The following is a 24,168-nucleotide window of genomic DNA, read 5'->3' as shown; positions in this document are numbered from 1 at the left end:
TTGAATGAATGTTCATTACGCAGGCCCTATTACTTTTCAACAGGGTTTAAAAAGCGTTACGATAAAATAGAAACAAAGGAGGATGATTAAATGAGTAATCGAGAAATCCAGCTGGTAGAAAGACCCGTAGGCGCGCCTACCCATGAGCATATCAACATCGCTGAAACAGAAACACCTGAACCAAAGCAGGGAGAGGTCCTTGTGAAACTTCTTTACGTATCTGTAGATCCTTACATGCGTGGACGTATGAGTGATGCAAAGTCTTACGTAGCCCCTTTCCAATTAAATGAACCGATGGAAGGCGGCGTTGTCGCTGAAGTTGTGGAATCAAAATCAGATGCCCTTGCGTCGGGAGATATCGTAACCGGCATGCTTCCGTGGCAGGAGTTCACAACGGCTGATCCAAATACCCTGAGAAAAATCGACCCAAGTCTGGGACCTGTAACCACATCCCTCGGTATCCTTGGTATGCCGGGATTAACCGCGTATTTCGGATTGATGGACATTGGTCAGCCGAAACAAGGCGAGACACTGGTCGTTTCCGGTGCGGCCGGGGCTGTTGGCTCAGCTGTCGTTCAAATCGGTAAAATTGAAGGCTGCCACGTCGTTGGTATCGCCGGCTCTGATGAAAAGCTTGCGTATTTAAAAGATGAGCTGGGTGTCGATGAAGTCATCAACTATAAAACGGATGACGTTCCTTCCCGTCTTGATGAAGCCTGCCCGAACGGCATTGATATTTATTTCGATAACGTCGGTGGTGAGATCTCCGATGCGGTTTATCCACGCCTGAATAAATTTGCGCGGATTTCCCAGTGTGGAGCAATTTCCACATACAATACACCGAACGCTCAGGGACCTCGCATGCAGTCCCACCTTATTAAATCAAGCGCCCTTATTAAAGGGTTCACTGTAGGCGATTATCAGGATCGTTTCAGTGAAGGCTTCCAATACTTGTCCCAGAAACTTCAGGAAGGCCGGCTGACGTATGAAGAAACAATCATCGAAGGTTTCGAAAACGTCCCGGACGCTTTCTTTGGACTGTTTGAAGGGACCAACCTCGGGAAACAGCTCGTAAAAGTTGCTGAACCTTCCCATCCCTAATTGTAAAAAAACCTGTAGAAGGGCTCCTTCTACAGGTTTTTTTACGTTTCAAGCGATTTGGAAGGGCGCTGGATTCCCAGATCACTAAGCGCCTGTTCAAGGCCGCCTTTCGTATGGATCCGTTTAAAGTTGACCCCAAGGTCCACCATTGTTTTGGCCATTTCCGGTCTCAGTCCTGTCAATGTCGTTTTCACACCGACAAGCTCCAAGGCATGAAAGATTTGATAAATGTAATTGGCTACATACGTATCTATGATCGGAACCCCGGATACATCGATGAACAGCTCATCAAGATCCAGTTCCATACTCCGGCGCAGAGACGTATCCATCACCATTCTTGCCCTTGGGGGATCGACCTCTCCAATAAGAGGAAGAACCGCCACTCCTTCAACGATGGAAACAACCGGCACAGACAATTCAGCGAGTCTGGTTTCTTTCCGTTCTGCCTCCTGCTGGATGCTCCTTGAATAACATTCGCTGAAATGACGGGTAACTTCATCCAGGATGGAACTGATCGTTTTACTTACTTTTATAATCGCAGAAGAAGAAAAAACGTCCTGTTCCACCTCTTCCTGAAAGTGATCCCAAAGGACCCGACGGACGAAATGTACAGCTCGCAGCGACTGGGATAACTCCCCGCCCTGGTTGATTTTGCTTTCCACTTCTTTCTCCGACCAGTTCTTCACTTTTTCATGAATTTCCAACGTCTCTTCTTCCAGGCTCTGGGCAATATAAATGAACAACTGCTCCCAGTCAGCAGTCATGAGGGCTTGTACCCCATATTCTTTTTTCTTCATCGCCTTGACTTGCTCACCCAGCGTCTCCCTGCTGGATAAAATCTTCTCTTTTATGTAGGACAGCTCATTATTCATCTGCAACCGTCTCCCTGTTTAAAGTATTCTTTTGTCCTAACCATACCATAAACTATTTTTTGAAAGAATAACTATGCCTATTCTTCTTTGTTCAATTTTTGTATGATGAGAAAGAAAACGTTTATCCATGGAGGATCCATATGAATAAAGCGACTCTGATTGTTTTTCTTGTACTCTGCCTTCTCTTCCTGACCAGGGGGCTCTATATTGGTGTTTCTCAGGGGGAATGGACATCCTTGATCATCGCCCTTCTCATCATTGCCTTTGGGTCCTACCGCCTTTTTAAGAAAAACCAAAAATAAAGCCTTCTGTAAAGGAGGCTTTCAGCTTGTAGAGGAACCTCTGTTTCTTTATAAGCTTTTTTCTTTCTTGCTGCCAGGAGCGAAAGCCCCTTCCCTTTCCGCGGACGAGCGCCCGAGTTTCCTCGCAAAACCCACGCTCGGCGATCTCGGACTACTCGTTCTTCCGCAGGAGTGGAAGGGGCACCGCTCCTTGAGAGTTCTTTAAAATTGAAAAAGACTCTCCTTCACCCCGCTTATCCTTGCTGGATGGAGGAAAGTCTTCTTCATATTCCGGCAGCCAGCCGGCACCAGCGCCTGTTCTTTCCCTTTTTGTTTTCCACGCAAGCGGCCATAGCGCAGGGCACAGTCTCTCTCCTCTATATTCTAACGTCGGCACGAGGAGCGTTCGGTGGTGATGCCTGCGGGAACAGCACGGGCCGAAGACCCACTTGGGCAGGCGACCTTCCTGACCAAGTCAGCGGAGGGCGTGCCCGCGGCATTCATCCACCGATAAGCGGAAAGTGACCCTTCACACGACAAATGGACAACTCTAACTGGTTAACACAGGCTTATTCTACAGTCAAAAAGCCTTCTGTGCAGAAGGCTTTCATGCATATCTGGGAAGATCGTATCTCCCGAACCACTGGTGCCTGTGGGCGGAAAACCAACGGTATAATGGCGATCCGATCCGGGAGGCGCCAGGGAGGGATAAGAGGACGCCAAGGGCTGCAAAAAATGGCAGGGCAAGCATCAGCCGCCGAATCGTTTCAAACCCCTGAGTGACTTCCCCCTGCTTTGTCAGCATATGAATCTCATCTAAGACGTTTCGATCCTTTAAGTAAGGGTATTTCCCATAGTTCTCTGTTTCCTGTACAGCTACCCATTTAATCTGTTCCATCCAGTCAAACTTTCTCAATACTTTTTTTACATAGAAGCAGAAAGGACACTGCGCATCGTAAAACACGATATGCTTCACTGGATCACTCCTTTATGAAAACTCCACCTTCACCCATCCGCGCAGGGCGTTCACCATCCAGATTTCATCGAATTCTCCAACCTGATCCTTGTAGAGAATCTGCTCCTTTATCAGTGATTCATCCAACAGGTACTGCCGGTAGGTCCCTCCGAGAAGACCACTGGTAACTGGTGGGGTGAGGTACTCTCCCTGGTATTTAACGACGAGGTTCGCTATTGTGAATTCTGTCAGCTCCCCCCGTTCGTTCCAAAGCAGAACAGCTGCTTTACCGGGCTTCTTGTGTCTCTCATACACTTCCCTGTGGGTTGTTTTATGAAACAAAAAAGGATCCTGGTCGGACACAGGGGTGTCGGCAAGAGCGGTCTGGACAAGGGAATTCGGCTGATCCATCGGTGTGACCTGAACTTCCTCCCGCCCCTTTTCACCCGTGAGCAGTCTTACTTTGTACAGACCCTCCGGCCGCTGATCCGCTTCATCCAGTAACCGCTGCTTCAATCGGGATAGGTTTAAAGAGAAACGAAAATACCGGGCCGACCGCTCGAGCCTCTGCAGGTGGTAATCCAGCAGGTGAAGGTGTCCCTCCTCCAGCCTCATCGTTTCCAACAGATGAAAGTCGGGGCGGTTTTCTGTGAGAAGACGCGCTTTGGTCAGGACCTCCTGGTACTCCCCTTCTGAAGTCGAATCCCAAGTTACCCCGCCCCCGGTTCCGTAAACCGCCCTTCCGCTGTCATGATTGATCATGATCGTCCGGATCGGGACGTTAAAAACAGTTTCCCTCCGCGGAGTGATAAAGCCGATCGCTCCGCAGTACACGTCACGGGGAGAATCTTCGAGCTTTTGGATGTATTCCATTGTCCGCACCTTAGGCGCCCCCGTAATCGATCCACACGGAAACAACGCTTCAAACACCTGATACATCGTGAAGGAGGCAGGAAGCTCCCCTTTCACGGTGGAAGTCATTTGATGGACCGTAGGATAGGTTTCTATATCGAACAGAGCCGGCACACGGATAGACCCGGGTATGGCAAGCCGGCCGAGATCATTCCTTAATAGGTCGACAATCATCAGGTTTTCTGATTTTTCTTTTTCAGAAACTTGAAGATGTCTGTACTGCTCTTCATCTTCCCGGTGAAACCTTCCACGCGCAGCCGTCCCTTTCATCGGCTTTGTTGTAATCGTGTCGTTGTCCATCCGGAAAAAAAGTTCAGGAGAGGCGGATAAAAGACTATGTCCTCCCATATTTATATAAGCGCCATAATCGGGCTTCTGATTTTTAATCAAGCGCTTATACAACGAATAAGCATCACCCGAAAACGCTGCTTCCAGTCTTGTCGTATAATTGACCTGGTACGTGTCCCCCTCTTCTATGCCCCTCTTTACTTGCTCGATGCCTTTTTGGTAGTGCTCATAGCTGCCCTTCATTTTCCACTGGGACACATGAAAAGGCAGGTTCGAGGAAGGCTCAGGAGCGTCCATCGCTTTCTCAAAGATACCGAACCAGACGAGCGGCCATTCCGGTGAATCATGAACCGTGAACGCCTCATCAAAAGCCGGTGCTGCCTCATAGGAGACGAATCCCGCCGCATAATACCCTTCATCAAGAACATGCTCCAGCCGATCGAAAATCCCCTTCACTTCCCTGTGGTCGTCGGTGGTTAAGATTTCGACCGGTTTTTCAAATCGGCTGGTCTCCTTTTTTCCGTGCTCGTTCACAAACTCAAAATGCAGGAAAGGCGCTTCATTCATACAACCGCCCCTTTCCTGCCTGCTTGATAGTGCAGAGACTGCTGATACTTGTTCCACAGCATCGTAAAGCCGTGTTCAGTGAGAATCGATTCCGGGTGGAACTGGATCCCTTCCACTGGATAGTCTTTGTGCCGGACCCCCATAATACTTCCATCTTCAGATGAAGCTGTCAGCTCAAGCTGCTCCGGAAGCTGGCGCTTATCGGCCTCAAGGGAATGGTACCGTGTAACCTGTACCTTTTCCGGAAGCCCTTCATACACGTGTGCCCCATCGTGGGTAATCGCTGTTACCTTTCCATGCATCGGCTGCCTCCCTTTACGGACCAAGCCTCCATAAGCTTCTACAATCAGCTGGTGGCCGAGACAAATACCAAGAATAGGGATGTCGGCTTCAAAGGCCCGGAGTACCTCCAGACAGACACCGGATTCTGATGGTTTACCAGGCCCCGGGGACAGCACAATCAGATTTGGTGCAAGCAGGGAGATTTCCTCTACCGATACGGCATCATTTTTCCTGACGATGACTTCTGTGTCCATCTGCCGAAAATATTGTACTAAGTTATACGTAAAAGAATCATAGTTATCAATAACGACGATCATAGTTTCGTTCACCTTTCGTCCGTAATCATAATGCTTTCATTATACTACCCTTTGAGGTCCTCCTCATAGGAAGAACTGCTGGTAAAATCCATCAGCTCAGGAAAAAACAATCGAAAATGACTGATGGATATATTAGAATGTATAAAAAGATGCGCTCCAGTGAGGATGAATCAAATGTGGAAACAACTGCTTTATTCAAAAAGCATATGGATCAAGATCGCCTGTATCGTAATCGGTATTACGATGCCGCTGTGGCTGAGTATTGAACGGACAGGCATTGATGAATGGATGGAAAACCTCCAAACCGATCCCGATGGAAGCACCCTGATGCTCGCTGCCTTCGGCCTTGTCATGCTGAACACCATCCGGGCGCTGCCCCATTATATCGGGGCCCTCCTTCTTGGTGATGAATTAGGAAGACGCCTGGAACGACCCTGGCTCAAGATTGCTGTGCCGTTCGCCATCATTCCCCTTGTCTATGCCATCATCAACGGGTATAATTCGATCAACTATCATTTTGGCGGACCCGCCATCATTCTCTTATTATCCATAGCTGTTCTTCACCTGTTAGGCAAAGGACAGCTCCGCCCGACTTACAAAGCCTTTATTCTCGCTCAGCTTTTATTCGGATTCCAGTGGCTGGATACGATCACGTACCTGACAGCCTTCGGATTCGGGGGCGGAGAGCTTTCCATGCTGGTGAAAACTACGGCAGAACTGCTCGGCTTTGAACAGGCGATCAGCCTTTACAGCTTCCTTTTCTTCGCCTTCTTTATCAGTAACGCCACCGTCCTTGCTGTCTACCTGACTGTGGCTGAACAGAAAACACGCATGAGGCAGGACCTCGATATTGCCCGTCTCGACATGGTGGAATCCAGATCCGGACGGGAAGCTCTGCACCTCGTGCATGATTTGAAAACACCACTCTCTTTAATGGAAGGGCTCAACTCCCTCATCCAGATGAAGACAGAAGACAGGGAAATCCTGCAGTACACCAATAAAATATCCTCATCCATCCAAGCCACCAGTGATATGGTTTCCGAAATCCTCTATCATGAAAAAAAGAACTGGTGTTCATTAAAGACTTTCATCGAATATGTCAGGGCCAATAAACTGTCGGAATCAGAGACGATGTACACGTTTGACCTGGCTGCGGACGAAGAACTGGAAATCAATATCAACAAAATCCGTATGACAAGAGCGCTTGTCAACTTAATTGATAATGCCGGAGATGCGGTCGAAGGAAAAGCAGATGCCAAAGTAACGATTGCTACGAAAGAGAACAGGCAGGGCGTATCCGTCGGTGTCCAGGATAACGGCCATGGCATCAGTAAAGAGAACATCAATAAAATATGGAATGCAGGCTACAGTACGAAATCCCATCCGGGGGTCGGCCTGACATTTGTGAAAAACGTCGTGAAAGAGCATGGCGCTGAAATGACGATTGAAAGTAAGAAAGGCCTGGGAACTACGTTCTGGATTCACTTACCGAAGGAGAGAGTACGAGATGAAAATATTAATCATGGATAATGACGAATCTCTTAGATATATGCTTACGGAATTCTGCCGTCATGCCCAATGGGAGTCCGATACGGCCGCCAATGGCCGTGAAGGCGTAGATCTGTTTCTGAAAGGAAACTATGATGTGATTCTCGTAGACTACCATATGCCGGAGATGGACGGTTTACAGACAGTCAAGGAAATCCGCCGGCATAACTCGATCGTGCCTATTCTTGTCCTGACCGTCGACGAAAGGCAGGAAGTCGCCGACCGTTTCCTTGAAGAAGGGGCGACGGATTTCGCATTAAAGCCTGTGAAAGCTCCTGATCTCATTTCACGAATCAAACTCCATGCCCAGATTGCGAATATGAAACATGTCCAGGAAGAAGAGGAAGATGTCTTTACCGCCAAAGGAATCAGCAAAGGTACGCTCCACTCCATCGCTCAATACTTACAGGAAAACCGGGAAGCCTTCCCTGTCGATGTGATTTCTAAGGAAATCGGTCTTGCCTATCCAACGGTCTATCGTTACTTAATGCACCTGCTGGAAGAAGGAAAAGTAAAACAGGTCGTGAGCCACCAACGCATCGGCCGTCCGAAAAAATTATATAAATGGTACGCACACTAACATACATCCCCCGCCCTCAGGGTACAGGGGTATCGAACGATTTATAAAGGAGGCTCTCTATTGAGAACCAGCAACCCGATATTAAAAACAGACGCGTTCCAGCGATCCCGTGAACAGGGGAAAACAATGACTCTTGGCGGAACGATCGCCAAAATAGCCGTTTTATTCCTGTTCCTGCTTGGAACTGCCGGATATACATGGTATCAGTACGCCCAGGGAGCGGACGTAACAACGATGATGTTGATCGGAGCGCTCGGAGGATTGGTATTCGCCCTGGTGACCGCTTTTATTCCAAAAGCTGCTCCTGTTACAGCTCCCATTTATGCCGCTTTGGAAGGATTTCTGATCGGAGGGCTGTCCGCTTATGCGGAGGGAGCTTACTCAGGCATTGTCATTCAAGCGGTCAGTTTAACGCTGGCAGTCATGGCTGCCCTGCTTTTTCTATATGCCACCCGAATCATTAAGGTAACGAGGAACTTCCGTTTGATGGTTGTTTCCGCTACGCTTGGAATATTCCTCGTCTATCTTGTGCAGTTCATTCTGCAGTTTTTCGGAATGGAAGTGCCCTATCTCCATTCCAGCGGGCCCATCGGCATCGGCATCAGTCTATTTATTACCGCTATCGCTGCGTTGAATCTCGTCCTTGATTTTGACTTTATCGAACAGGGAGTGGAACGCGGGGCACCTAAGCATATGGAATGGTACGGCGCCTTCGGTCTGATTGTGACGCTTGTGTGGCTGTATATTGAAATTCTCAGACTCTTACAGAAGATTCGGCGCTGAAACACTAAAAGCATGGAAGGAACCCCAGGGTTCCTTCCATGCTTTTTTCATACTTTATCATTGACCGGCCGGTCCTGTTTTTCTTTTTTTCGGGCAGCCTTTTCCTTTTCATGCTTGCGGGTAAGAGTGTATCCCAAAAGGGTTTGTATGCTGAGGAATATATATAATACCGGCAGGCTGATGCTGTTGGGTGTTAACTGGTCTAATAAAACTCCACTTTCGTCAGTTTGGAGGATAGACTTTGTTGATTGGATGTCGAAAATGCCCGTGAGGATAGTTGAAATCCCGAAAGCTATTGTGAATCCTGCAAAGATTATGATCCATACACCAAAGGGCTTTTTTCTAATAATACCTCGTATAATCAGGTAAGTCATCAAACCTGTCATCAGCCCGCCATAACCTATATAGACATAGAGTTGCATAATAAGATCTGAACTTTCAATGATAAAAAATCCCTCTTTTCTTGTGTTGGTGTCATCGCCAGCCGTCTCCTGCCTGCTTGTTAAAATGGGCCAGGCAGGTTACTGCTTCAAAAGATATTAGAAGAAAGGCAGCTATGCTGTTATAGAAAATCGTCTGGCATTGAGTGGATTTCATCATGATTATCAAAAACCGTTGTTCTGTAAAAAAGTGATCAATGGATCAGTGAAGGACTCCGGCAGCGGAAGGTCCGGGTCTGTATATGTTTCCAGATTTCCTTCACGGTCTTCAGGAGCTTCCTTCAATACATGATTCATCCCTTCCACCAGAAGAAGCTCCGACTCCGGTGCCGCTTTCTTTAAACGCTCAGCTTCCGCTACCGGAATCTGAACATCATGGGTACCGTTCACAAGGAGCACCGGCATATCCAGCTCACTGATCCGGCCGGCTGGATCATAGCTCATCCAAGAACGGAGAAACGGCTGAAGGTCAGAAGCGAATAAGCTCTGCAGGGGAGAACTCACCCTCCCGGCATCCTCTCCATTCCTCAACTTTTCCAACACATCCAGACTTTCCTTATATAAATCCTCTGGCAGACTCTCCTCGAGCTGGTTTTCAAGCACTCGATCAATCGGCTGGCCGGCGCCTGCAAGGGAGACATAAGCGTCCACCGGATGGCCCTCAGCGGCCATCATGCCGACAAGTGATCCCTGACTGTGCCCGATGACCGCTGTTTTCGTAAACCTGTCATCCCTGGAGAGTTTGTCGATCCATTGGCTGGCATCATGAACAAACACCTCAAACCTCATGTTTTGATTATCCATAACGGCCTCACGGTTCTTCCCCGCGCCCCGCTTATCATAGCGAACAGAAGCGATCCCGGATTCCGCAAGTGTCGCGGCAAGCATTTTCAGGCTGTCATTCCTCCCCTGCATGCCCTGCGAATTTCCGTTACGATCCGTCGGGCCTGATCCTGGAATGAGCAGAGCCACCGGCGCCTGTTCCAACCCTTCAGGCATCACCAACTCCCCGTAGAGGGTGCCGGAATCCATCTCTATACTCAGAAACTCCCCCTCTTCTTCAGGGGCCGCTTCTTTTTTCTGCATTTGGAAACGATAGGACTGTCCTCCCTGGGTAAATGTCCCCGCAAGCTCCCCGTTTGTTAATTGTCCATTGAATTGAATGGATTGACCCGGTACCGGCATCGTGAAAGCCACTTCCTCCCCGCCTGCCGTAATATCGGACAAGACGAAATCCTCCACGTTTTGGGCAGGGATGCTGATGGTTCCCTGCCATTCTTCTTGTTTATCCATATGTATAACAATGCCCAGCGGCTGTCCCGGCACTTCAATGGAACCTTCCCATCTCCCCTCCAGCATTTCAACACTCCTTTGATCTTCTCCCTTTTCTCCCGTTTGACATCCAACTAAGAAAAGAACGACCAGAAAGATGCCCCCTACCCACTTATCCATTGATTTCCCACCCTTTCCTTTCTTAAATTTTACAGGAAATTCAAGTGAATATCACAACATCAATAAAAAAACTCCGTCTCTTCAAGGAGACGGAGTAAACATCAAGCCTGCTGCTGACGGGATTTGCTGCTGTTCATAAAGAAGGTCATGAGCAGCATAAGGGCGAGGAATACGAGCACGATGCTGAATCCACCGGCCATTCCGAAAATTTCAGAGGCCAGGCCTACAATGTAACCGGCAATACCCCCGCCAATACCGGCGGCAATATAGATCAGTCCTAAGGCAGAACCGCTGGTTTTGGACATCTGCGTCCCAAACGCTGTCGCTGTCGGGAACAATGCTGAGAAGAACAGGCCGGCTCCTGCGAAAAGATACGGGAAGCTTTCCGCTACAAGGAAACTGATACCGACCATCAGCAGCGCCCCTGCCGAAAAGCTGATCAGGATCACCCGCTCGTTCACCCATTTGGTAATATAGGCGGCTGCGAGTCTTCCAACCATGAAGAAAACAGAGAAAATCGATAGAATAGCCGCTACCAGATCTTCCTTCTCTGCCGTTGCCATGCCTCCTAAATCAAGCGATTTGAGGTAGACCGGGAAGAAGTTTGTAAAGGACACTTCCGCCGATACTTGAAAGACGAGAAAGATCATAAGGAAAACGAATTGAGCATCCTTCAGCATCGGAATAAAAGCCTTCAAATCGACTTTTTCCGCTTTCCCTGAAGGGAAGGCTACACTTGTGATATAGATAATGACAGCAACCAGTGAAACCGCAATGCCTAGATAAAAGTATCTCCAGGACGCGAATTGGAAAAGGAAGTTCAATACTTGTGGGAAGATCACCATCCCAAGACCATAAACACCCATCGCAAGGTTGAACATCTGGTTCTGTTTTTCTGGATAAGCGGCGGGAACAATGGCGTTGGAAGCTACCCCGAGCGCTCCAAGACCAAAACCGACAATCATATAAAAACCGAGGAAAAACATAATATTGGGGGCAAGACCTGTCCCCAGGAATCCAAGACCCATAATAATCGAGCCGATGATGGTCATCGTACGCAGACCTTTTTTGTCTGTGTAATATCCAATGATGACACTGGCAAGCGTAAAGCCAAGCTGGAAGATTAAAACGACAAGACCAAACTGGCTCATGTCCAGACCCAGATCATTTTCCACCTGGTCAAGGACAATCCCTTTGGTGTTGGTCACCCCGCCTGATATAAATTGAGTAAACATTAAAATGATTAAAGCGTGTAAACTTTTCCCTTTCTTCATGTGTGGTACCTCCTGATCGTCTTTTGTATGGGAACATTTTCAGGAAATACCCCGGTTTTTTTTTAGTAAAACTCCAATCTTCTATGTAACCGTTTTTTTATAAAATTTCTTACTATTATTTTAGAAAAATGATCTCCTCTTCCTGTGAATATCCTTTATCTTCCTGGTTATCCACCACTCATGAAACCTTAAAACACGGCATACAGAGATGAAGATGACCTGATTTATAAAAACAAACAAGGCTGGCGGGAGAATCCACCAGCCTTCATTATTATATTAATGTTTCATATCGGTGGAACCATGGCTCCGCCTCCTCCAGCTGCGCCGCCAGTTTAAAGAGCGTCTTTTCATCTCCGAACCGGCCCGTGAAGTGGGAACCGACAGGCACATGGTTCTCTTTCCAATACAGCGGCACACTCATCGCAGGGAGCCCCGTCACATTGGCTGCCGGGGCCAGATGGGCATAGGCCGCTGAAACAGCAAGGATTTCATCAATCGTCTTCTCTTCCCCGTTATAACAGCCGAGCGGAAGCGCGGAAGAAGCATTGACCGGGTGAAGGAGAACATCGTATTTCTCAAAGAACGCATGGAATTTCGCGCTTTCAGCCGCCAGATAGAGACGTGCTTTTTCATAATCAAGAGCTGAATAACCTTCTGCTTTTTCAATAAGGGTGGAAAGCATCCGTTCTACGCTGTGACGGTCTGCCGTTTTCCCATTCATCTGTGCCGCTTCTTTCACGGCCAATGCGCCTCCTACGACCCACACGACGACAAAAGCATCCATAAACTTGTTCAAATCAATGTCCGGGTACGCCTGCTCAACGTGATGACCGAGTGATTCGCACAGCCGTGCTGTTTTATTTACGGCTTCCTGAACATCTTGACTGATCGGCATAACGTCGCCGAAATCAGCCATATATCCGATTTTCAAGGAGCCCAGATCGCGATGATCCAGGCCGGCATAAGGTTTTCCCTGCGCAGGAGTGGCAAATAGATCCCCTTTTTGCGGGCCTTCTAAAATATCAAGCAGGGCTGCACTGTCCCTGACAGATTTAGTCACCCCATGACTTACCGCAAAACTGTTCAAGTGCATGGAGAATGGAGTCCGCCCCCTTGTCGGCTTGAATCCGAACAACCCGGTGTTGGAAGCAGGAATCCGGATCGAGCCTCCACCGTCACTGGCGTGGGCGAAAGGAACCATCCCTGATGCGACGGCCGCTGCAGCTCCACCACTCGATCCACCGGGTGAGAAATCTTTGTTCCACGGATTTTTCGTAAACCCGAGATGGACAGACTCTGTCGCTGGTGTAAAGCCGAATTCAGGGGTGTTGGACTTTCCAATGATGGTCAAGCCTCCTTTTCTAAAGCGCTTGACGAATTCATCATCCCATCCAGCCTTGAATCCTTCCATCACTTTGGATCCATATGTTAACGGATGGCCCTTCACGACATTCAAATCTTTAATTAAGAAGGGGAGCCCCATAAATGGACCATCGGTGTTCACAGGCTCTTCGATTTGATGAACAACAGCGTTCAGATCCGGGTTTTTCCGGTTGATGACAGCCCGGTAGTGATCGATCACTTCTTCAATTTTCCATTCTTTCTGAAGGAGTTTCTTTCGAAGCTCCCACGCATCATAACGGTAAAGTTCACGGTGTTCCATTATGTTTCCTCCTTTATACTTTCCTGAATATGTACAGGTTTGTCCCCTTTATGCCAGGGTAAAGTAAAACAAACAAAAGAGGAGGGAAAAGGTGTGCATCCTAACATCTTCTGGACGGCGTATGCGGCCGCTCTCATGATTTTGTCCTTGTTTATCAGTTTCACCCATCAGGAAGGACTGCTTCAGCTGATCCGGACGTTTCTCTGTTTTGGTGCAGCCCCGGCTTTGATTGGATACACTACAAAAAGGGGGAGCTGGTTCCGCCATTCCTGGAAACAGCTGCTTCCTACGGTCTCCTGCCTGCCGGTAACCGCAGCAATTTTTCTGGCAGGCACCACCGCCGCATACGACTTCCCGGCCCAAGAGGCACCGTCCTCCATATGGACGGGCATCCATCTGAGCCTGTCATTTTGGGCGGCGCTGCTTTTCTGGTCTCCTCTTTTGATCCCGGCTCCTTTTTTGCGGAAACGAACCTCTATGGAAAAGTTCGCCTATTTGATCGTTACAGGTATGCTCTTCTACTTTTATCACCAAGCCGCCGGTTATGTACAGGGAGACCCTGTATCCATCACGTTTATGACGACAGGGACCACCGCATTGATCATGTACCTTTTCTATTCCATCCATACGTGGGCAGCTGCAGAAGAACAAACGGACCAGTCAACGGTGAAAGGGAAGTTCCACCGTGTCCAACGCAACGAACCTTCATGATTCCATACTTACAGCGTAACAAGTACACATTTATTTTCCACACCGCAGACGAAAAAAGAAGGCTGCCGGGAACATTCCCGGCAGCCTTTCCTGTTCACATTTATCTCGGCTTCATGAACAACTGGGTCCAATACGTACCGAACCTGCCCTGCCCTTCTACGTAACCCACTCCGATATGAGTGAAATCCTCATGAAGGATGTTGGCCCGGTGACCGTCACTGTTCATCCAGCCTTCCACTACTTCCTCCGGTGTCCGCTGTCCGGCTGCAATATTTTCACCAGCAGCAAGGTAGGAGAAGTCAAACTGATCCATCATATCAAACGGACTTCCATATGTCGGCGATTCATGACTGAAGTAATTCTTATCCGCCATATCCTGGGATTTCACATCGGCCATGCCGCTCAATCGATCATGCATTTCTAAAGGCGGCAGACCTTCTTCAGCCCGCTCTTTATTGACAAGGACAACGACTTCCCGCTCATATTCACCGGGGGTGTAGCTGTCCAGCGCCTGCACTTCCGCTGTCGGCTCGGCTTCGTCCTCTCCATCCGGTTGAGCAGAGGAGGAAGACTCAGCTGAAGGTTGTTCCCCTTCCCCGTCCTGTTCCGACGGAGACTCATCCGGGTAGGTCCATTCGATTTGATCTATAAACGTAAAGAAGTCCTGAAGGTCGGACCGGAATCCTTCCACTTCTTTTTGAAAATCGGTTTCCTGCACCCATCCCTGAATATGTTGGCTGACTTTTTCATAAGAGGCTTTCGGCCCTTCTTTAAAAAGGTCCTGAGCAGAGACAGGAGTAGCTGCAACAATAATGACAAACAAGGCGGCTGAAAAGAGGACAAGTTTCTTTATCATGATGATTCTCTCCTTGGTTTGTGAAGGTATGATTCTACTTCCAGTATTCCATGCTCCCCTTCAAAAGGCAACTTTCCCGCTGTCTGCTACCGGGTCTGCAGACGGCCTTTATAGATGATACTTTCCTCTAACGGAATATCAAGGTCTTTAGCCATCTTTTTCAAACGCTTCTCTTCCACGGGGTTGACGATGGAAACGACGCGTCCTTCCACTGCCCCGATACGGCCGGTCCTTCCTGCTCTATGCACATAAGAACTCGGGTCCTTCGGAATATCCAGATTGACGACGTGATTGATTTCGTGGATATCCAGTCCTCTCGCGGCCACATCTGTCGCCATCAATAATGGATAAGTCCCGTTACGGAACTCCTTGACCGCTTTTGCACGCTGTTCTTTTTTCGCATCACTGTGAAGGAGACCAAGATCCAGCTTTTTGTAAACCAGCTTTTCAGCCATCACGTTCAGTTTGGCGATATCCTGCATGAAGGCTAGTCCGGTAAACCCTTCGGTGTGGGCCAGCTTCCGGACCACTTCAATTTTTTCCCGATCTTCACTGACGATATAATGGTGGGTCACTTGTGGCTTTTTCATCTCTTCATCAATGCGGATGACTTCGGCATTCTCATCCATGAATGTCTGCGCCAGGTCGATGACTTCGTCTGGAAGAGTCGCAGAGAATAACAGCTTCTGCGTATCGCGCTGGACGCTTTTTAAAATATGGTTGATCGTCTCTTTGTGTTCAGGGACAAGGAGCTGATCCGCTTCATCAAGAACGACAGCCTTTACTTCATGAGCTTTTAATTTCTTTTTCTGGATGAGCTCATGGACACGCCCGGGCGTCCCTGCCACCATATGCGGTTTCTTTTTCAATTTATCGATTTGGCGTTTCACGTTCGCCCCGCCAATCAACGTCGTGCTCGTAATCCCGCTTCCCTTCGTCCACTTTTGAATTTCCTGGTGGATCTGCATCACCAGCTCATGGGAAGAAGCAAGGAGAAGGATCTGCGTATGCTTTTGGCTGCTGTCGATTTTCTCGATCAGTGGAAGGAGATAGGCAAGGGTTTTCCCACTTCCTGTCGGTGCTTCTGCCAGCACATCCTCCCCCGCTGAAATAGGAGGAAGAGACGCTTCCTGCACAGCTGTCCACGAATCAAAGCCGGATTCCTCCCATGCCTGTTTCGTAGAGGAAGATAAGCTCTCCAGCCATTCCTGTTGTTTATCTGTCATGATTTATTCGTTCCTTTCTATCTGAAAAACGTTGTGTATGATTCACGGTATAAAAAATAGGCCTCTTCCCAATTCGTTTGATGGAGAGGCCTTCATGTGTGATCCACAGCTTACTTCCAGTATAGCATGATTGCGTTTAAGATTCGATAAACTTCTTCAAGTGCTGCAGATGATCCTGGTCTTCTTTTTTAATGATCTGTTTGATTAACGGGCGGGTCAGCGTATTGCGCAGTCCCTGTGTGAACAATTCACCCTTGAAGACCACCTGCGTTCCTCCCGGCGCCGGTTCAAACTGATAATGGTAACGCAGGTCAAGACCACTCTGTACACTTTTCACCGAATACGACCGGTTTTCTTCCAAGGCGGTGACCTCAATGACCGCCGAGACCTTCCTGCCTCTAATCTCTCTCGTCTCTTTGAATTTATACCCTTCTCTTACAGGGCCATCACTCAGCAGTTCCACCCCAACGACCGCTTCCATAATCTGCGGACTGTTGGAAAAATCCACGGCAGCTTGGAACACTTCTTCTACCGGCCGTTCAATCAGGACCGTCTGGGTCATAAAACTCAATAGCCTTCCTCCTTTCTCTCTCCTTTTCCTATTCTCCACAAAAGGCCCGTCCCCCTTTTTCCAGATGATGATTCCATTTCTCCCGCTCCTGGAGGTATAACACGTGTGGAAACACACAACCTACGAAAAATAGAGGTTTGAAAGGGGGACCGATGATGGACTGGTTATCCGTCCTTCCATTTATCGTTGTCATCTTCGCAGCCATATGGACCAGGCAGGTCGTTCCAAGTCTCCTCTTCGCGGTTGTTGTTGCCGGATATATTATGGATTTCCACTGGCTTGGAGGGATGTTGACGGCTCTCGGTTTCATTATTGACGGCCTGAAGGATGAAAGCAACATTAAAATTATCCTGTTTTTATATGCTTTTTCTGCTTTGATCGGTCTGATTAAAATGTCAGGCGGGATTAAAGGATTTGTGCAGGAGGCGGCCGAACGGATTGAACATAAGCGGGGAGCTTTCATGCTGACCTGGATTTCCTCTGTCGGAACCTTCAGCGCCCCAAGCTTCCGGATCGTCACGATCGGACCTGTCATGAAAGCTCTAAGAAAATCCATCCCTATGACGAAACAGGAGCTTGGATTTGTCATCGAGACGACCGCCTCCCCCCTCGTCGTCCTGATTCCGATCGCTACAGCCTTCGTCGGCTACATGACCTCCGTCATCGAATTATCACTCAAACAGGCGGGACTGGAGGGAGATGCCTACAGCCTTTACATCCAAAGCATTCCCTACAACTTTTTCGCTTTTGCAATGCTCGGGGTAGGCTTCTATCTAAGTTTTTTTCATAAAAATAAGACGCCTGCCACTGATGCTGAAAATCATGAGGAACAGACGGAGGATGATCAATGGGAGGACTGCCACCCGGCCGTAACGAAAGATCTTCCTGCCAAACCGTGGCATTTGATTGTCCCTTTGATCAGCGTCATTCTCCTGACTTTTCTACTCATGTACAGTCTCGGCGTTCAAGCCGGCCGCCAGGGGCTTGATGCTCTGATCAACGCCAATGTGCTTGATGCCATGGTCCTTGCGGTTGTGCTTACGTTAACAGCCTTTGTCATCTATTTGAAGCTGCGGTCGGAATCTTTGAAAAAAATGATGGACAGCTTAATTGCCGGCGGGAATGATATGATGGGCGTCATCCTCCTCCTTGCGATGGTATGGGGGCTGAGCACCGGCTCGGAAGCGCTTGGTTTTGCGGAGACGATTTCCTCCTCCTTTTCCTGGGTCCCTGCAGGATTTGTCGCCGTGATTACATTTATTGCAGGCTGCGGCATCTCCTACTTCATTGGGTCTTCCTGGGGGACGTGGGGCATCCTCATGCCTGTCGGAGTATCCATTGCTGCTGCCGCCGACAGTTCCCTTCCTATGGTGATCGGAGCTGTCTTTGCAAGTGGTACGTTCGGAGCTTTTGCTTCTCCATTAAGTGACGATACGAATACGACGGCCGGTATTCTGGATTTGAATCCTATGAAGTACGCCCGGTTCAAGCTCCGTCCCGCTCTCATTGCCGCCGGTGCTGCCGCTGTTCTCTATTTCATGCTTTCCTTCTTTCTGACTTGAACATTGAAGCACAAAAAAGGAGCTGATCCGCTTAAACAGATCAGCTCCTTTTTTTCTGAGTCTCATTTGGTGACGACTGCGGCAGAAAGCCGAGCGGTAATCCACATTTTATCCAGCTTAAACACCGGGGAGCCGGAGTGGTTTTCCAGCCTCATTTGATTGGCAGATAGAGGCAGTATCTTGTTTCCTGTCCCGTGTAAGGCTGATACTCCTCAAAGCCGAATCCTTCCACCTGCTGATATCCATTTTCTACAATCCATTGATGAAGAAACGTATACGGGTCAAAGTCATGAATAGAAGGGTCATAATCGATCATGGCGTACGTGTGAGCAGGGACGGTTTTAGTAATCATATCCTGTGGAATCTTCTCAAAACTCTCAACTTCCACGGCAGCAATCCAATAAAAAGCATCTCTGGATTCATTCCAATTCGGCGGGTCTACAAACATTCCGATCGACCGGGGGGCGTGGACACGGTTCTTCACTTTCGGCAGTTTCATCGTATGAAACTGTTCCATCAGCCTCGGCACCTTGATGGCACGTTCATCCATCATCGTTTGACAAGAGACACCGACCACCTTGAAATGGGGCTTTTCAACGACCTTAGGTTCCACTGCTGTTGTCACTTGCTCACTCATTGCATGGCCACTCCTTTTGATTTTGATCTCTCTTTGACTACTTCCACATGAAACCTTGTAATCCCTTGTAGAAATAACTCGTTCGATGATATTCGCAGCCATTCGACTATCTTTTTATGCACCCTGGCGTAAGATAAAGTATAAAGTTCCATTCCTTTATCTTACGGTGCAGGGAGGAGCATTTATGTCATTTTTATTTCCAGCCGATAACCGCCTGCAGAACCGCCTTCTGCACGTGCATACGATTTTCCGCCTGTTGAAAAACGACCGAATGGCTTCCATCAATGACGTCGGCCGTCACTTCCTCTCCCCGGTGGGCAGGAAGGCAGTGGAGAAAGGTGACATCGTCAGCTGCCTGCTTCAACAATGCATCGTTGACCTGGTAACCGTTGAAGTCCTGAAGGCGGGCCTCCGCTTCGTCCTCCTGCCCCATACTTGCCCAGACATCTGTATAAATGACATCAGCCTTCCATGAGGCCCGCTTGGGATCCGGTTCGATCGTCACTTTCCCGTCGTATTTGCCGGCCAGCCCCCGTGCCCGTTCTGTCAGCTCCTTGTCCGGTTCATAGCCTTCCGGGGTACAGATGACCACTTCCATCCCCATCATAGCGGATAGGATCATCAGAGAGTGGGCCACATTGTTGCCATCGCCGATATAGACCACTTTCAATCCAGAAAGACGGCCTTTGATTTCAAGAATCGTAAAGATGTCCGCAAGAGCCTGACACGGATGGTAGCGATCACACAACCCGTTGATGACCGGGACAGAAGCATGGGCAGCCAGTTCCTCGAGTTTCTCATGGGAGGTGGTGCGGTACATAAGCGCATCCACATACCCTGACAGAACTTGTGCTGTATCAGCGATCGTTTCACCGCGACCGATTTGAATATCTCTTGAATTCAAGTATAGGGCGTGCCCTCCCATTTGGACCATTCCGACTTCGAAGGACACCCGGGTTCTTGTGGAAGACTTCTCAAAGATCATGCCCAGCGTCTTCCCTTTCATGGACTGCGAGTAAGGATTCTCCTTCACATGCTGGGCGGCCGCCAGGAGCCGCGAGACATCCGACTGGGTATAATCAAGCCACGTGAGCAGATGACGGCCGTGCAGGGATTCATTAGCTGCGTGCATTTGTTCCATTAAATTCATAGGGGTTTCACTCCTTCAAGGGATTGCTGTGGCAGAGGGACAGGTACAGGGTCTTTGCATTCCAACCCCTTCACATACGCATCAAAGGTCGCTGCCTCGCTCATGACGGTCAGGCCGTTTTTGACAGCTGTAATTCTGCGTTTTTCTGCTTCCTCACCCGATTGGTCATTGACATAAACAGCCGCATCTTCTTTCGTAATCCATTCCTCGAATGACAGGTCAGAAGCTTCTGGAACGTGTCTTCCTTCGAGTTCCACCATACACGCTTCCTTCACGTCATACAGATCAGGGAGATGAGCGAATACCTTGGCAAGAGCTTCCTCGACCGTTGTTCCGAGACACATGCCTTCTCCCGTCGATTTCATGTTTGGACCAAGCTTATGATCCAGGTCCGTCATGGCATAGGAGGAGAAGAGCGGGTATTTGACAGCTGTCTCCTGAAAAACGGGAGCCGGCTGTTGGGACAGACTGAATTCAGCGTCATCGATCAGGATACGGACGGCCCAGTCGACCATCGGGATATCTGCGACCTTACTGACGATCGGAACCGTACGGCTTGCCCGTGGATTGACTTCCAGGACGTACACGTTATCCTGCTGAATGAGAAATTGGATGTTCATTAAGCCGCAATAGGCGAATTCCGCCGCAATCTTTTCACTATACGTGCGGATTTTCTGCTTCCATGCATCTGCCAGTGTGGATGGGAATACAGCCATACTGTCGCCTGAGTGAACTCCACCAGGCTCGATATGTTCGATGATGTCCGGCAGGTAGATCGAATGGCCGTCCGACACGAGATCCACCTCTACTTCCGCCCCTTGGAGCAGAGAGTCCAAAACGATCGGATAATGACGATCATCCGATTCAGCGAGCGCCTGCTCCAGCTCCTGTTTATCCTGTACAATGACCATCCCCTGACCACCAATAACATACGAAGGGCGGCAGAGAAGCGGGAAGGTATAGGAATCCGCAGCTTCCAGCGCTTCTTGCTTGGAATGACAGGTCGTTCCGGCCACATGCGGGATACCAAGTTTTTTCAGCGCTGCGTAAAATTTATCACGGTCCTCCAGGGCATCAAGCACATCGGCGCGGACGCCAGCTAACGGAAGGCCCGCTTTCTCCAAGTCTTCAGCCAGATTGATCGCCGTCTGTCCTCCAAACTGAGGGAAGACAAGGTCAATGCTTTCGTGTTCCACAATGGAAGCGATGATTTCTTTTTGGATCGGTTCAAAATAAAGGCGGTCGGCGGTTTCATAATCAGTACTGACCGTTTCCGGATTATTATTGATCATGATCGTCGTCCATCCCTGCTTCTGAAGACTTTCAATCGCCTTAACCGCACTATAGTCGAATTCAACCCCCTGACCGATTCGAATAGGCCCGGAACCAAGAATCAACGCCTTCTTCCCTTTTGAAGGCAGCGGTGCAATTTCATTCATACCGGCAAATGTACTGTATACATAGTTTGTGGCGGCTTCAAATTCCGCTGCACATGTATCGACAAGTTTAAAGGAACGCTGGATATCATACGCTTTGCGTGCCTCTTCCACATCGGCTGTTGTACACCCGGCAAGCGCTGCGATATGGTCATCCAAAAACCCGTAGACTTTTGCCTGATGAAGCAGCGGCTGTGACAGTCCTTCCGTACCAAGAGCCTTTTCTGTATCGACTAAATGACGGATGACTTGAAGGAACAAAGGATCGATGTGTGTTTCCTGATGGATTTTATCCATCGACGTCCCTTTCCGAATCAAGTCATAGATAGCAAAAAAGCGCAGGTCTGTCGGCTGGTGCAGATGGTACCAATGATTTTCCACTTCAGGAATTTTTGTATCGAGCGATTGTACAGCCTTTTGGAACGCTCCCTCCATCGTGCGGTCGATCGCCATCACTTCGCCGGTCGCCCGCATTTTCGTACCAAGCGAACGGTCCGCCTGTGGAAACTTATCAAACGGCCATCTTGGGAATTTGACGACAACATAATCAAGAGCAGGCTCGAAACTTGCGTACGTATATCCTGTCAATGGATTCTCCAACTCATCCAGTGTGTATCCAAGTGCAATCTTGGCGGCCATTTTAGCAATCGGGTAGCCTGTCGCCTTTGAAGCAAGGGCGGAGGAGCGGCTGACACGCGGATTGACTTCAATGACGTAATACTGCTTGCTTACTGGATCAAGGGCCAGCTGGACATTGCATCCTCCAATGACTTCAAGCGCCGATACGATTTTTATCGAAGCGGAACGAAGCATTTGATAGTCATCATCGGTCAAAGATTGGGAAGGCGCAACGACGATGGAATCCCCCGTATGCACACCGACGGGATCGAAGTTTTCCATATTGCATACCGAGATACACGTCCCCTTATGGTCCCGCATGATTTCATATTCGATTTCTTTAAATCCGGCAATGCTTTTTTCGACGATGACCTGATGAATCGGGCTCGCCTTCAGACCTGTAGCTATCAATTCATCCAGGTCTGCCTCATCGTGAACGATTCCACCACCGCGTCCCCCAAGGGTGTAGGCCGGGCGGCTGATGATCGGATAACCGACTTCCGCAGCGAATACGCGCGCCTGTTCCGTCGTAGTGATGACCTCACTTTCCGGAACCGGCTGATCAAGGTCGTTCATCAAAGCACGGAACAATTCGCGGTCCTCTCCCTGCATAATCGAGGAGATCCCTGTCCCCAGAAGGGTGAGGTTATATTTTTTCAATACTTCTTCCTTTTCCAGTTCGACGGCGAGGTTCAGAGCCGTCTGTCCGCCCAGGCCCGCTAACAGGGAATCGGGGCGCTCCATCGCAATGATTTTTTCCAGACTCGCTACCGTCAGCGGTTCGCAGTAGACTTTATCCGCCACATCATAATCCGTCATGATGGTCGCCGGGTTATTGTTGACGAGGATGACTTCATGACCTTCTTCTTTCAGTGCCAGACATCCCTGTGTTCCGGAATAATCAAACTCTGCGGCTTGACCGATCATGATGGGTCCTGATCCGATCACCAATACTTTAGACATGTTCCTTCACTCCTTTGCTGCCTACAAGACTAATGAAATCATCAAACAACCATTCCGCATCCTGTGGACCAGGATGGGCTTCCGGGTGGAACTGAGCCGACATCAACCGTCCTGAATCATGCATCAACCCTTCAATCGAACGATCATTCACATTAAAGAAACGCTCTGACAGCGGGGTCTGTGATAAGCTGTCTTTTTTCACAACGTAGTTATGATTCTGGGACGTTAAAAAAACCTTCCCTGTCACGGCATCTTTGACCGGGTGGTTGGCACCGCGGTGACCAAATGGAAGCTTCTCCGTATCCGCTCCGTAGGCCAGTGCAATGACCTGATGGCCCATGCAGATTCCGAAGGACGGATACTCGTCGAGAATGGATTTGATCTGTTCAATCTTCGGTAAAGCATCTTTCGGGTCACCGGGACCGTTGGACAAAATGACGGCCTCTGGTTTCACCTTATGAACGGATTCAACCTGTGTAAAAGGAATAACCGAAACTTTCACTTGGCGCTTCAGCAAAGCCTGCAGGATGGATTTTTTCCAACCAAAATCGATTAAAGCGACATGAAGACTTCCTTCACCATACGTCTCTACCGTCTCCCCCTGTACAGCGAATATCTGCTGATCAGACGGTTCGGAAAAGTCGTGATGATTCTGATGACTCATAACTGCCTGTTGTGTTCCATGAGCCCGTATCGCTTTCGTGACTTCCCTTGTATCTACGCCCGTGAGATAGGGCACCTGCTGCCCATCCAAATAGGCCCCGAGCGACTGGGTCGACTGGAAGTGAGAAGGCTGCTGTGTGCATTGGTACATGACCACTCCACTCACTTGAATTTCGCTGCTTTCTTCATCCGTTTCATTAATGCCGTAGTTTCCAATGAGTGGATACGTGAAAACGACGATCTGATCTTTGTAGGAGGGATCTGTGAGAACTTCCTGATATCCGGTCATGCCGGTAAAGAAAACAATCTCCCCCTGCATCGGTTCTTGTAACGTCGAAGAAGCCTTTCCTTTAAATGTCCGGCCGTCTTGCAAATGTAGGTAACTTTCCATGCCCTTCACCTCGCTGAATGAATATTTATTATATACACTGAATTTTTATACATTGAGTGTCTGGAAAAG

The 24,168-nt window shown here is 48.9% G+C and carries 22 protein-coding genes; 7 read left to right on the top strand and 15 right to left on the bottom strand.

Annotated features, from left to right (window positions below; all coding sequences use genetic code 11):
• Positions 1 to 90 precede the first annotated feature (90 nt).
• A complete protein-coding gene (locus tag ACXADP_RS02975; protein WP_474970792.1) occupies positions 91 to 1,101 on the top strand; it encodes an NADP-dependent oxidoreductase in 1,011 nt (336 codons plus the stop codon).
• A 41-nt stretch (positions 1,102 to 1,142) separates the two neighbouring features.
• Here ACXADP_RS02975 and ACXADP_RS02970 read toward each other — a convergent pair whose 3' ends face one another.
• Positions 1,143 to 1,973: an STAS domain-containing protein gene (locus ACXADP_RS02970; protein ID WP_474969889.1), complete on the bottom strand. Its 831-nt coding sequence runs from the start codon at positions 1,971 to 1,973 to the stop codon at positions 1,143 to 1,145.
• A 140-nt stretch (positions 1,974 to 2,113) separates the two neighbouring features.
• Between ACXADP_RS02970 and ACXADP_RS02965 the strand changes: the two genes are divergently transcribed.
• On the top strand, positions 2,114 to 2,275 hold the full coding sequence (locus tag ACXADP_RS02965) for a hypothetical protein (protein WP_474969890.1): 162 nt from the start codon (positions 2,114 to 2,116) through the stop codon (positions 2,273 to 2,275).
• Between the two features lie 586 nt (positions 2,276 to 2,861).
• Here the strand turns inward: ACXADP_RS02965 and ACXADP_RS02960 are convergent.
• From ACXADP_RS02960 to ACXADP_RS02950, 3 genes are read right to left on the bottom strand one after another with little or no spacing between them, the layout of a single operon-like run.
• The gene (locus tag ACXADP_RS02960) at positions 2,862 to 3,230 is read right to left on the bottom strand and encodes a thiol-disulfide oxidoreductase DCC family protein (RefSeq protein ID WP_474970791.1); all 369 of its coding nucleotides are present in this window, start codon (positions 3,228 to 3,230) and stop codon (positions 2,862 to 2,864) included.
• A 12-nt stretch (positions 3,231 to 3,242) separates the two neighbouring features.
• A complete protein-coding gene (gene pabB, locus ACXADP_RS02955) occupies positions 3,243 to 4,976 on the bottom strand; it encodes an aminodeoxychorismate synthase component I (protein WP_474970790.1) in 1,734 nt (577 codons plus the stop codon).
• Entirely contained in the window at positions 4,973 to 5,575 is a 603-nt protein-coding gene (locus ACXADP_RS02950; protein WP_474969893.1) for an anthranilate synthase component II, read from the bottom strand. Before ACXADP_RS02950 ends, pabB begins: the two co-directional genes overlap by 4 nt.
• A gap of 174 nt (positions 5,576 to 5,749) precedes the next feature.
• On the opposite strand from ACXADP_RS02950, the gene ACXADP_RS02945 reads away from it, so the two are divergent.
• Genes ACXADP_RS02945 through ACXADP_RS02935 form a run of 3 tightly spaced genes read left to right on the top strand, consistent with a single transcriptional unit; the run spans position 5,750 to position 8,486 of the window.
• Positions 5,750 to 7,105, top strand: a complete 1,356-nt coding sequence (locus ACXADP_RS02945) for a sensor histidine kinase (protein ID WP_474970789.1) — start codon at positions 5,750 to 5,752, stop codon at positions 7,103 to 7,105.
• Positions 7,083 to 7,703 (top strand): response regulator, encoded by a 621-nt coding sequence (locus tag ACXADP_RS02940; RefSeq protein WP_474969895.1) that lies wholly within the window; start codon positions 7,083 to 7,085, stop codon positions 7,701 to 7,703. Before ACXADP_RS02945 ends, ACXADP_RS02940 begins: the two co-directional genes overlap by 23 nt.
• 60 nt (positions 7,704 to 7,763) lie before the next feature.
• The gene (locus ACXADP_RS02935) at positions 7,764 to 8,486 is read left to right on the top strand and encodes a Bax inhibitor-1/YccA family protein (RefSeq protein ID WP_474970788.1); all 723 of its coding nucleotides are present in this window, start codon (positions 7,764 to 7,766) and stop codon (positions 8,484 to 8,486) included.
• 47 nt (positions 8,487 to 8,533) lie between these two features.
• On the opposite strand, the gene ACXADP_RS02930 is transcribed toward ACXADP_RS02935, so the two are convergent.
• From ACXADP_RS02930 to ACXADP_RS02915, 4 genes are all read right to left on the bottom strand, one after another.
• On the bottom strand, positions 8,534 to 8,872 hold the full coding sequence (locus tag ACXADP_RS02930; RefSeq protein ID WP_474970787.1) for a hypothetical protein: 339 nt from the start codon (positions 8,870 to 8,872) through the stop codon (positions 8,534 to 8,536).
• Positions 8,873 to 9,091: 219 nt separating this feature from the next.
• Complete coding sequence (locus ACXADP_RS02925) at positions 9,092 to 10,378, bottom strand: alpha/beta hydrolase family protein (RefSeq protein ID WP_474970786.1); 1,287 nt, start codon at positions 10,376 to 10,378, stop codon at positions 9,092 to 9,094.
• Between the two features lie 101 nt (positions 10,379 to 10,479).
• The gene (locus ACXADP_RS02920; RefSeq protein WP_474969899.1) at positions 10,480 to 11,652 is read right to left on the bottom strand and encodes an MFS transporter; all 1,173 of its coding nucleotides are present in this window, start codon (positions 11,650 to 11,652) and stop codon (positions 10,480 to 10,482) included.
• Between the two features lie 271 nt (positions 11,653 to 11,923).
• The gene (locus ACXADP_RS02915) at positions 11,924 to 13,315 is read right to left on the bottom strand and encodes an amidase (RefSeq protein WP_474970785.1); all 1,392 of its coding nucleotides are present in this window, start codon (positions 13,313 to 13,315) and stop codon (positions 11,924 to 11,926) included.
• Positions 13,316 to 13,408: 93 nt separating this feature from the next.
• Between ACXADP_RS02915 and ACXADP_RS02910 the strand changes: the two genes are divergently transcribed.
• On the top strand, positions 13,409 to 14,026 hold the full coding sequence (locus tag ACXADP_RS02910) for a hypothetical protein (protein ID WP_474970784.1): 618 nt from the start codon (positions 13,409 to 13,411) through the stop codon (positions 14,024 to 14,026).
• A 100-nt stretch (positions 14,027 to 14,126) separates the two neighbouring features.
• On the opposite strand, the gene ACXADP_RS02905 is transcribed toward ACXADP_RS02910, so the two are convergent.
• The 3 genes from ACXADP_RS02905 to ACXADP_RS02895 all read right to left on the bottom strand — a co-directional run bounded on the left by ACXADP_RS02905 (position 14,127) and on the right by ACXADP_RS02895 (position 16,670).
• Positions 14,127 to 14,882, bottom strand: coding sequence for a CAP domain-containing protein (locus ACXADP_RS02905; RefSeq protein ID WP_474969902.1), 756 nt, complete (start codon positions 14,880 to 14,882; stop codon positions 14,127 to 14,129).
• Between the two features lie 86 nt (positions 14,883 to 14,968).
• Positions 14,969 to 16,108: a DEAD/DEAH box helicase gene (locus ACXADP_RS02900; RefSeq protein ID WP_474970783.1), complete on the bottom strand. Its 1,140-nt coding sequence runs from the start codon at positions 16,106 to 16,108 to the stop codon at positions 14,969 to 14,971.
• Between the two features lie 136 nt (positions 16,109 to 16,244).
• Positions 16,245 to 16,670 carry an SRPBCC family protein gene (locus ACXADP_RS02895; RefSeq protein ID WP_474972288.1) on the bottom strand — a complete coding sequence of 142 codons (426 nt, stop codon included), beginning with the start codon at positions 16,668 to 16,670 and terminating at the stop codon, positions 16,245 to 16,247.
• A gap of 164 nt (positions 16,671 to 16,834) precedes the next feature.
• Between ACXADP_RS02895 and ACXADP_RS02890 the strand changes: the two genes are divergently transcribed.
• Entirely contained in the window at positions 16,835 to 18,241 is a 1,407-nt protein-coding gene (locus tag ACXADP_RS02890) for a Na+/H+ antiporter NhaC family protein (RefSeq protein WP_474969904.1), read from the top strand.
• A 151-nt stretch (positions 18,242 to 18,392) separates the two neighbouring features.
• On the opposite strand, the gene ACXADP_RS02885 is transcribed toward ACXADP_RS02890, so the two are convergent.
• The 4 genes from ACXADP_RS02885 to ACXADP_RS02870 all read right to left on the bottom strand — a co-directional run bounded on the left by ACXADP_RS02885 (position 18,393) and on the right by ACXADP_RS02870 (position 24,099).
• Positions 18,393 to 18,878 (bottom strand): GyrI-like domain-containing protein, encoded by a 486-nt coding sequence (locus tag ACXADP_RS02885; RefSeq protein WP_474969905.1) that lies wholly within the window; start codon positions 18,876 to 18,878, stop codon positions 18,393 to 18,395.
• 193 nt (positions 18,879 to 19,071) lie between these two features.
• Positions 19,072 to 20,028, bottom strand: coding sequence for an ornithine carbamoyltransferase (argF, locus tag ACXADP_RS02880; protein WP_474969906.1), 957 nt, complete (start codon positions 20,026 to 20,028; stop codon positions 19,072 to 19,074).
• Positions 20,025 to 23,045 carry a carbamoyl phosphate synthase large subunit gene (locus ACXADP_RS02875; protein ID WP_474970782.1) on the bottom strand — a complete coding sequence of 1,007 codons (3,021 nt, stop codon included), beginning with the start codon at positions 23,043 to 23,045 and terminating at the stop codon, positions 20,025 to 20,027. The genes argF and ACXADP_RS02875 overlap by 4 nt, the downstream gene beginning before the upstream one ends.
• Positions 23,038 to 24,099, bottom strand: a complete 1,062-nt coding sequence (locus ACXADP_RS02870) for a carbamoyl phosphate synthase small subunit (protein ID WP_474970781.1) — start codon at positions 24,097 to 24,099, stop codon at positions 23,038 to 23,040. The genes ACXADP_RS02875 and ACXADP_RS02870 overlap by 8 nt, the downstream gene beginning before the upstream one ends.
• Positions 24,100 to 24,168: the final 69 nt, after the last annotated feature.

The organism is Halobacillus sp. AWH4_228, from assembly GCF_056158365.1.
The sequence above is the reverse complement of the archived record's forward strand: the minus strand, read 5'-3'. Positions and strand labels throughout refer to the sequence as shown.

Coding starts and splice junctions, on each gene's coding strand:
- ACXADP_RS02975 (WP_474970792.1), top strand. CDS start 91: ATGAGTAATCGAGAAATCCAGCTGGTAGAAAGACCCGTAGGCGCGCCT.
- ACXADP_RS02970 (WP_474969889.1), bottom strand. CDS start 1,973: ATGAATAATGAGCTGTCCTACATAAAAGAGAAGATTTTATCCAGCAGG.
- ACXADP_RS02965 (WP_474969890.1), top strand. CDS start 2,114: ATGAATAAAGCGACTCTGATTGTTTTTCTTGTACTCTGCCTTCTCTTC.
- pabB (WP_474970790.1), bottom strand. CDS start 4,976: ATGAATGAAGCGCCTTTCCTGCATTTTGAGTTTGTGAACGAGCACGGA.
- ACXADP_RS02950 (WP_474969893.1), bottom strand. CDS start 5,575: ATGATCGTCGTTATTGATAACTATGATTCTTTTACGTATAACTTAGTA.
- ACXADP_RS02945 (WP_474970789.1), top strand. CDS start 5,750: ATGTGGAAACAACTGCTTTATTCAAAAAGCATATGGATCAAGATCGCC.
- ACXADP_RS02940 (WP_474969895.1), top strand. CDS start 7,083: ATGAAAATATTAATCATGGATAATGACGAATCTCTTAGATATATGCTT.
- ACXADP_RS02930 (WP_474970787.1), bottom strand. CDS start 8,872: ATGACAGGTTTGATGACTTACCTGATTATACGAGGTATTATTAGAAAA.
- ACXADP_RS02925 (WP_474970786.1), bottom strand. CDS start 10,378: ATGGATAAGTGGGTAGGGGGCATCTTTCTGGTCGTTCTTTTCTTAGTT.
- ACXADP_RS02920 (WP_474969899.1), bottom strand. CDS start 11,652: ATGAAGAAAGGGAAAAGTTTACACGCTTTAATCATTTTAATGTTTACT.
- ACXADP_RS02915 (WP_474970785.1), bottom strand. CDS start 13,315: ATGGAACACCGTGAACTTTACCGTTATGATGCGTGGGAGCTTCGAAAG.
- ACXADP_RS02905 (WP_474969902.1), bottom strand. CDS start 14,882: ATGATAAAGAAACTTGTCCTCTTTTCAGCCGCCTTGTTTGTCATTATT.
- ACXADP_RS02900 (WP_474970783.1), bottom strand. CDS start 16,108: ATGACAGATAAACAACAGGAATGGCTGGAGAGCTTATCTTCCTCTACG.
- ACXADP_RS02895 (WP_474972288.1), bottom strand. CDS start 16,670: ATGACCCAGACGGTCCTGATTGAACGGCCGGTAGAAGAAGTGTTCCAA.
- ACXADP_RS02890 (WP_474969904.1), top strand. CDS start 16,835: ATGGACTGGTTATCCGTCCTTCCATTTATCGTTGTCATCTTCGCAGCC.
- ACXADP_RS02885 (WP_474969905.1), bottom strand. CDS start 18,878: ATGAGTGAGCAAGTGACAACAGCAGTGGAACCTAAGGTCGTTGAAAAG.
- argF (WP_474969906.1), bottom strand. CDS start 20,028: ATGAATTTAATGGAACAAATGCACGCAGCTAATGAATCCCTGCACGGC.
- ACXADP_RS02875 (WP_474970782.1), bottom strand. CDS start 23,045: ATGTCTAAAGTATTGGTGATCGGATCAGGACCCATCATGATCGGTCAA.
- ACXADP_RS02870 (WP_474970781.1), bottom strand. CDS start 24,099: ATGGAAAGTTACCTACATTTGCAAGACGGCCGGACATTTAAAGGAAAG.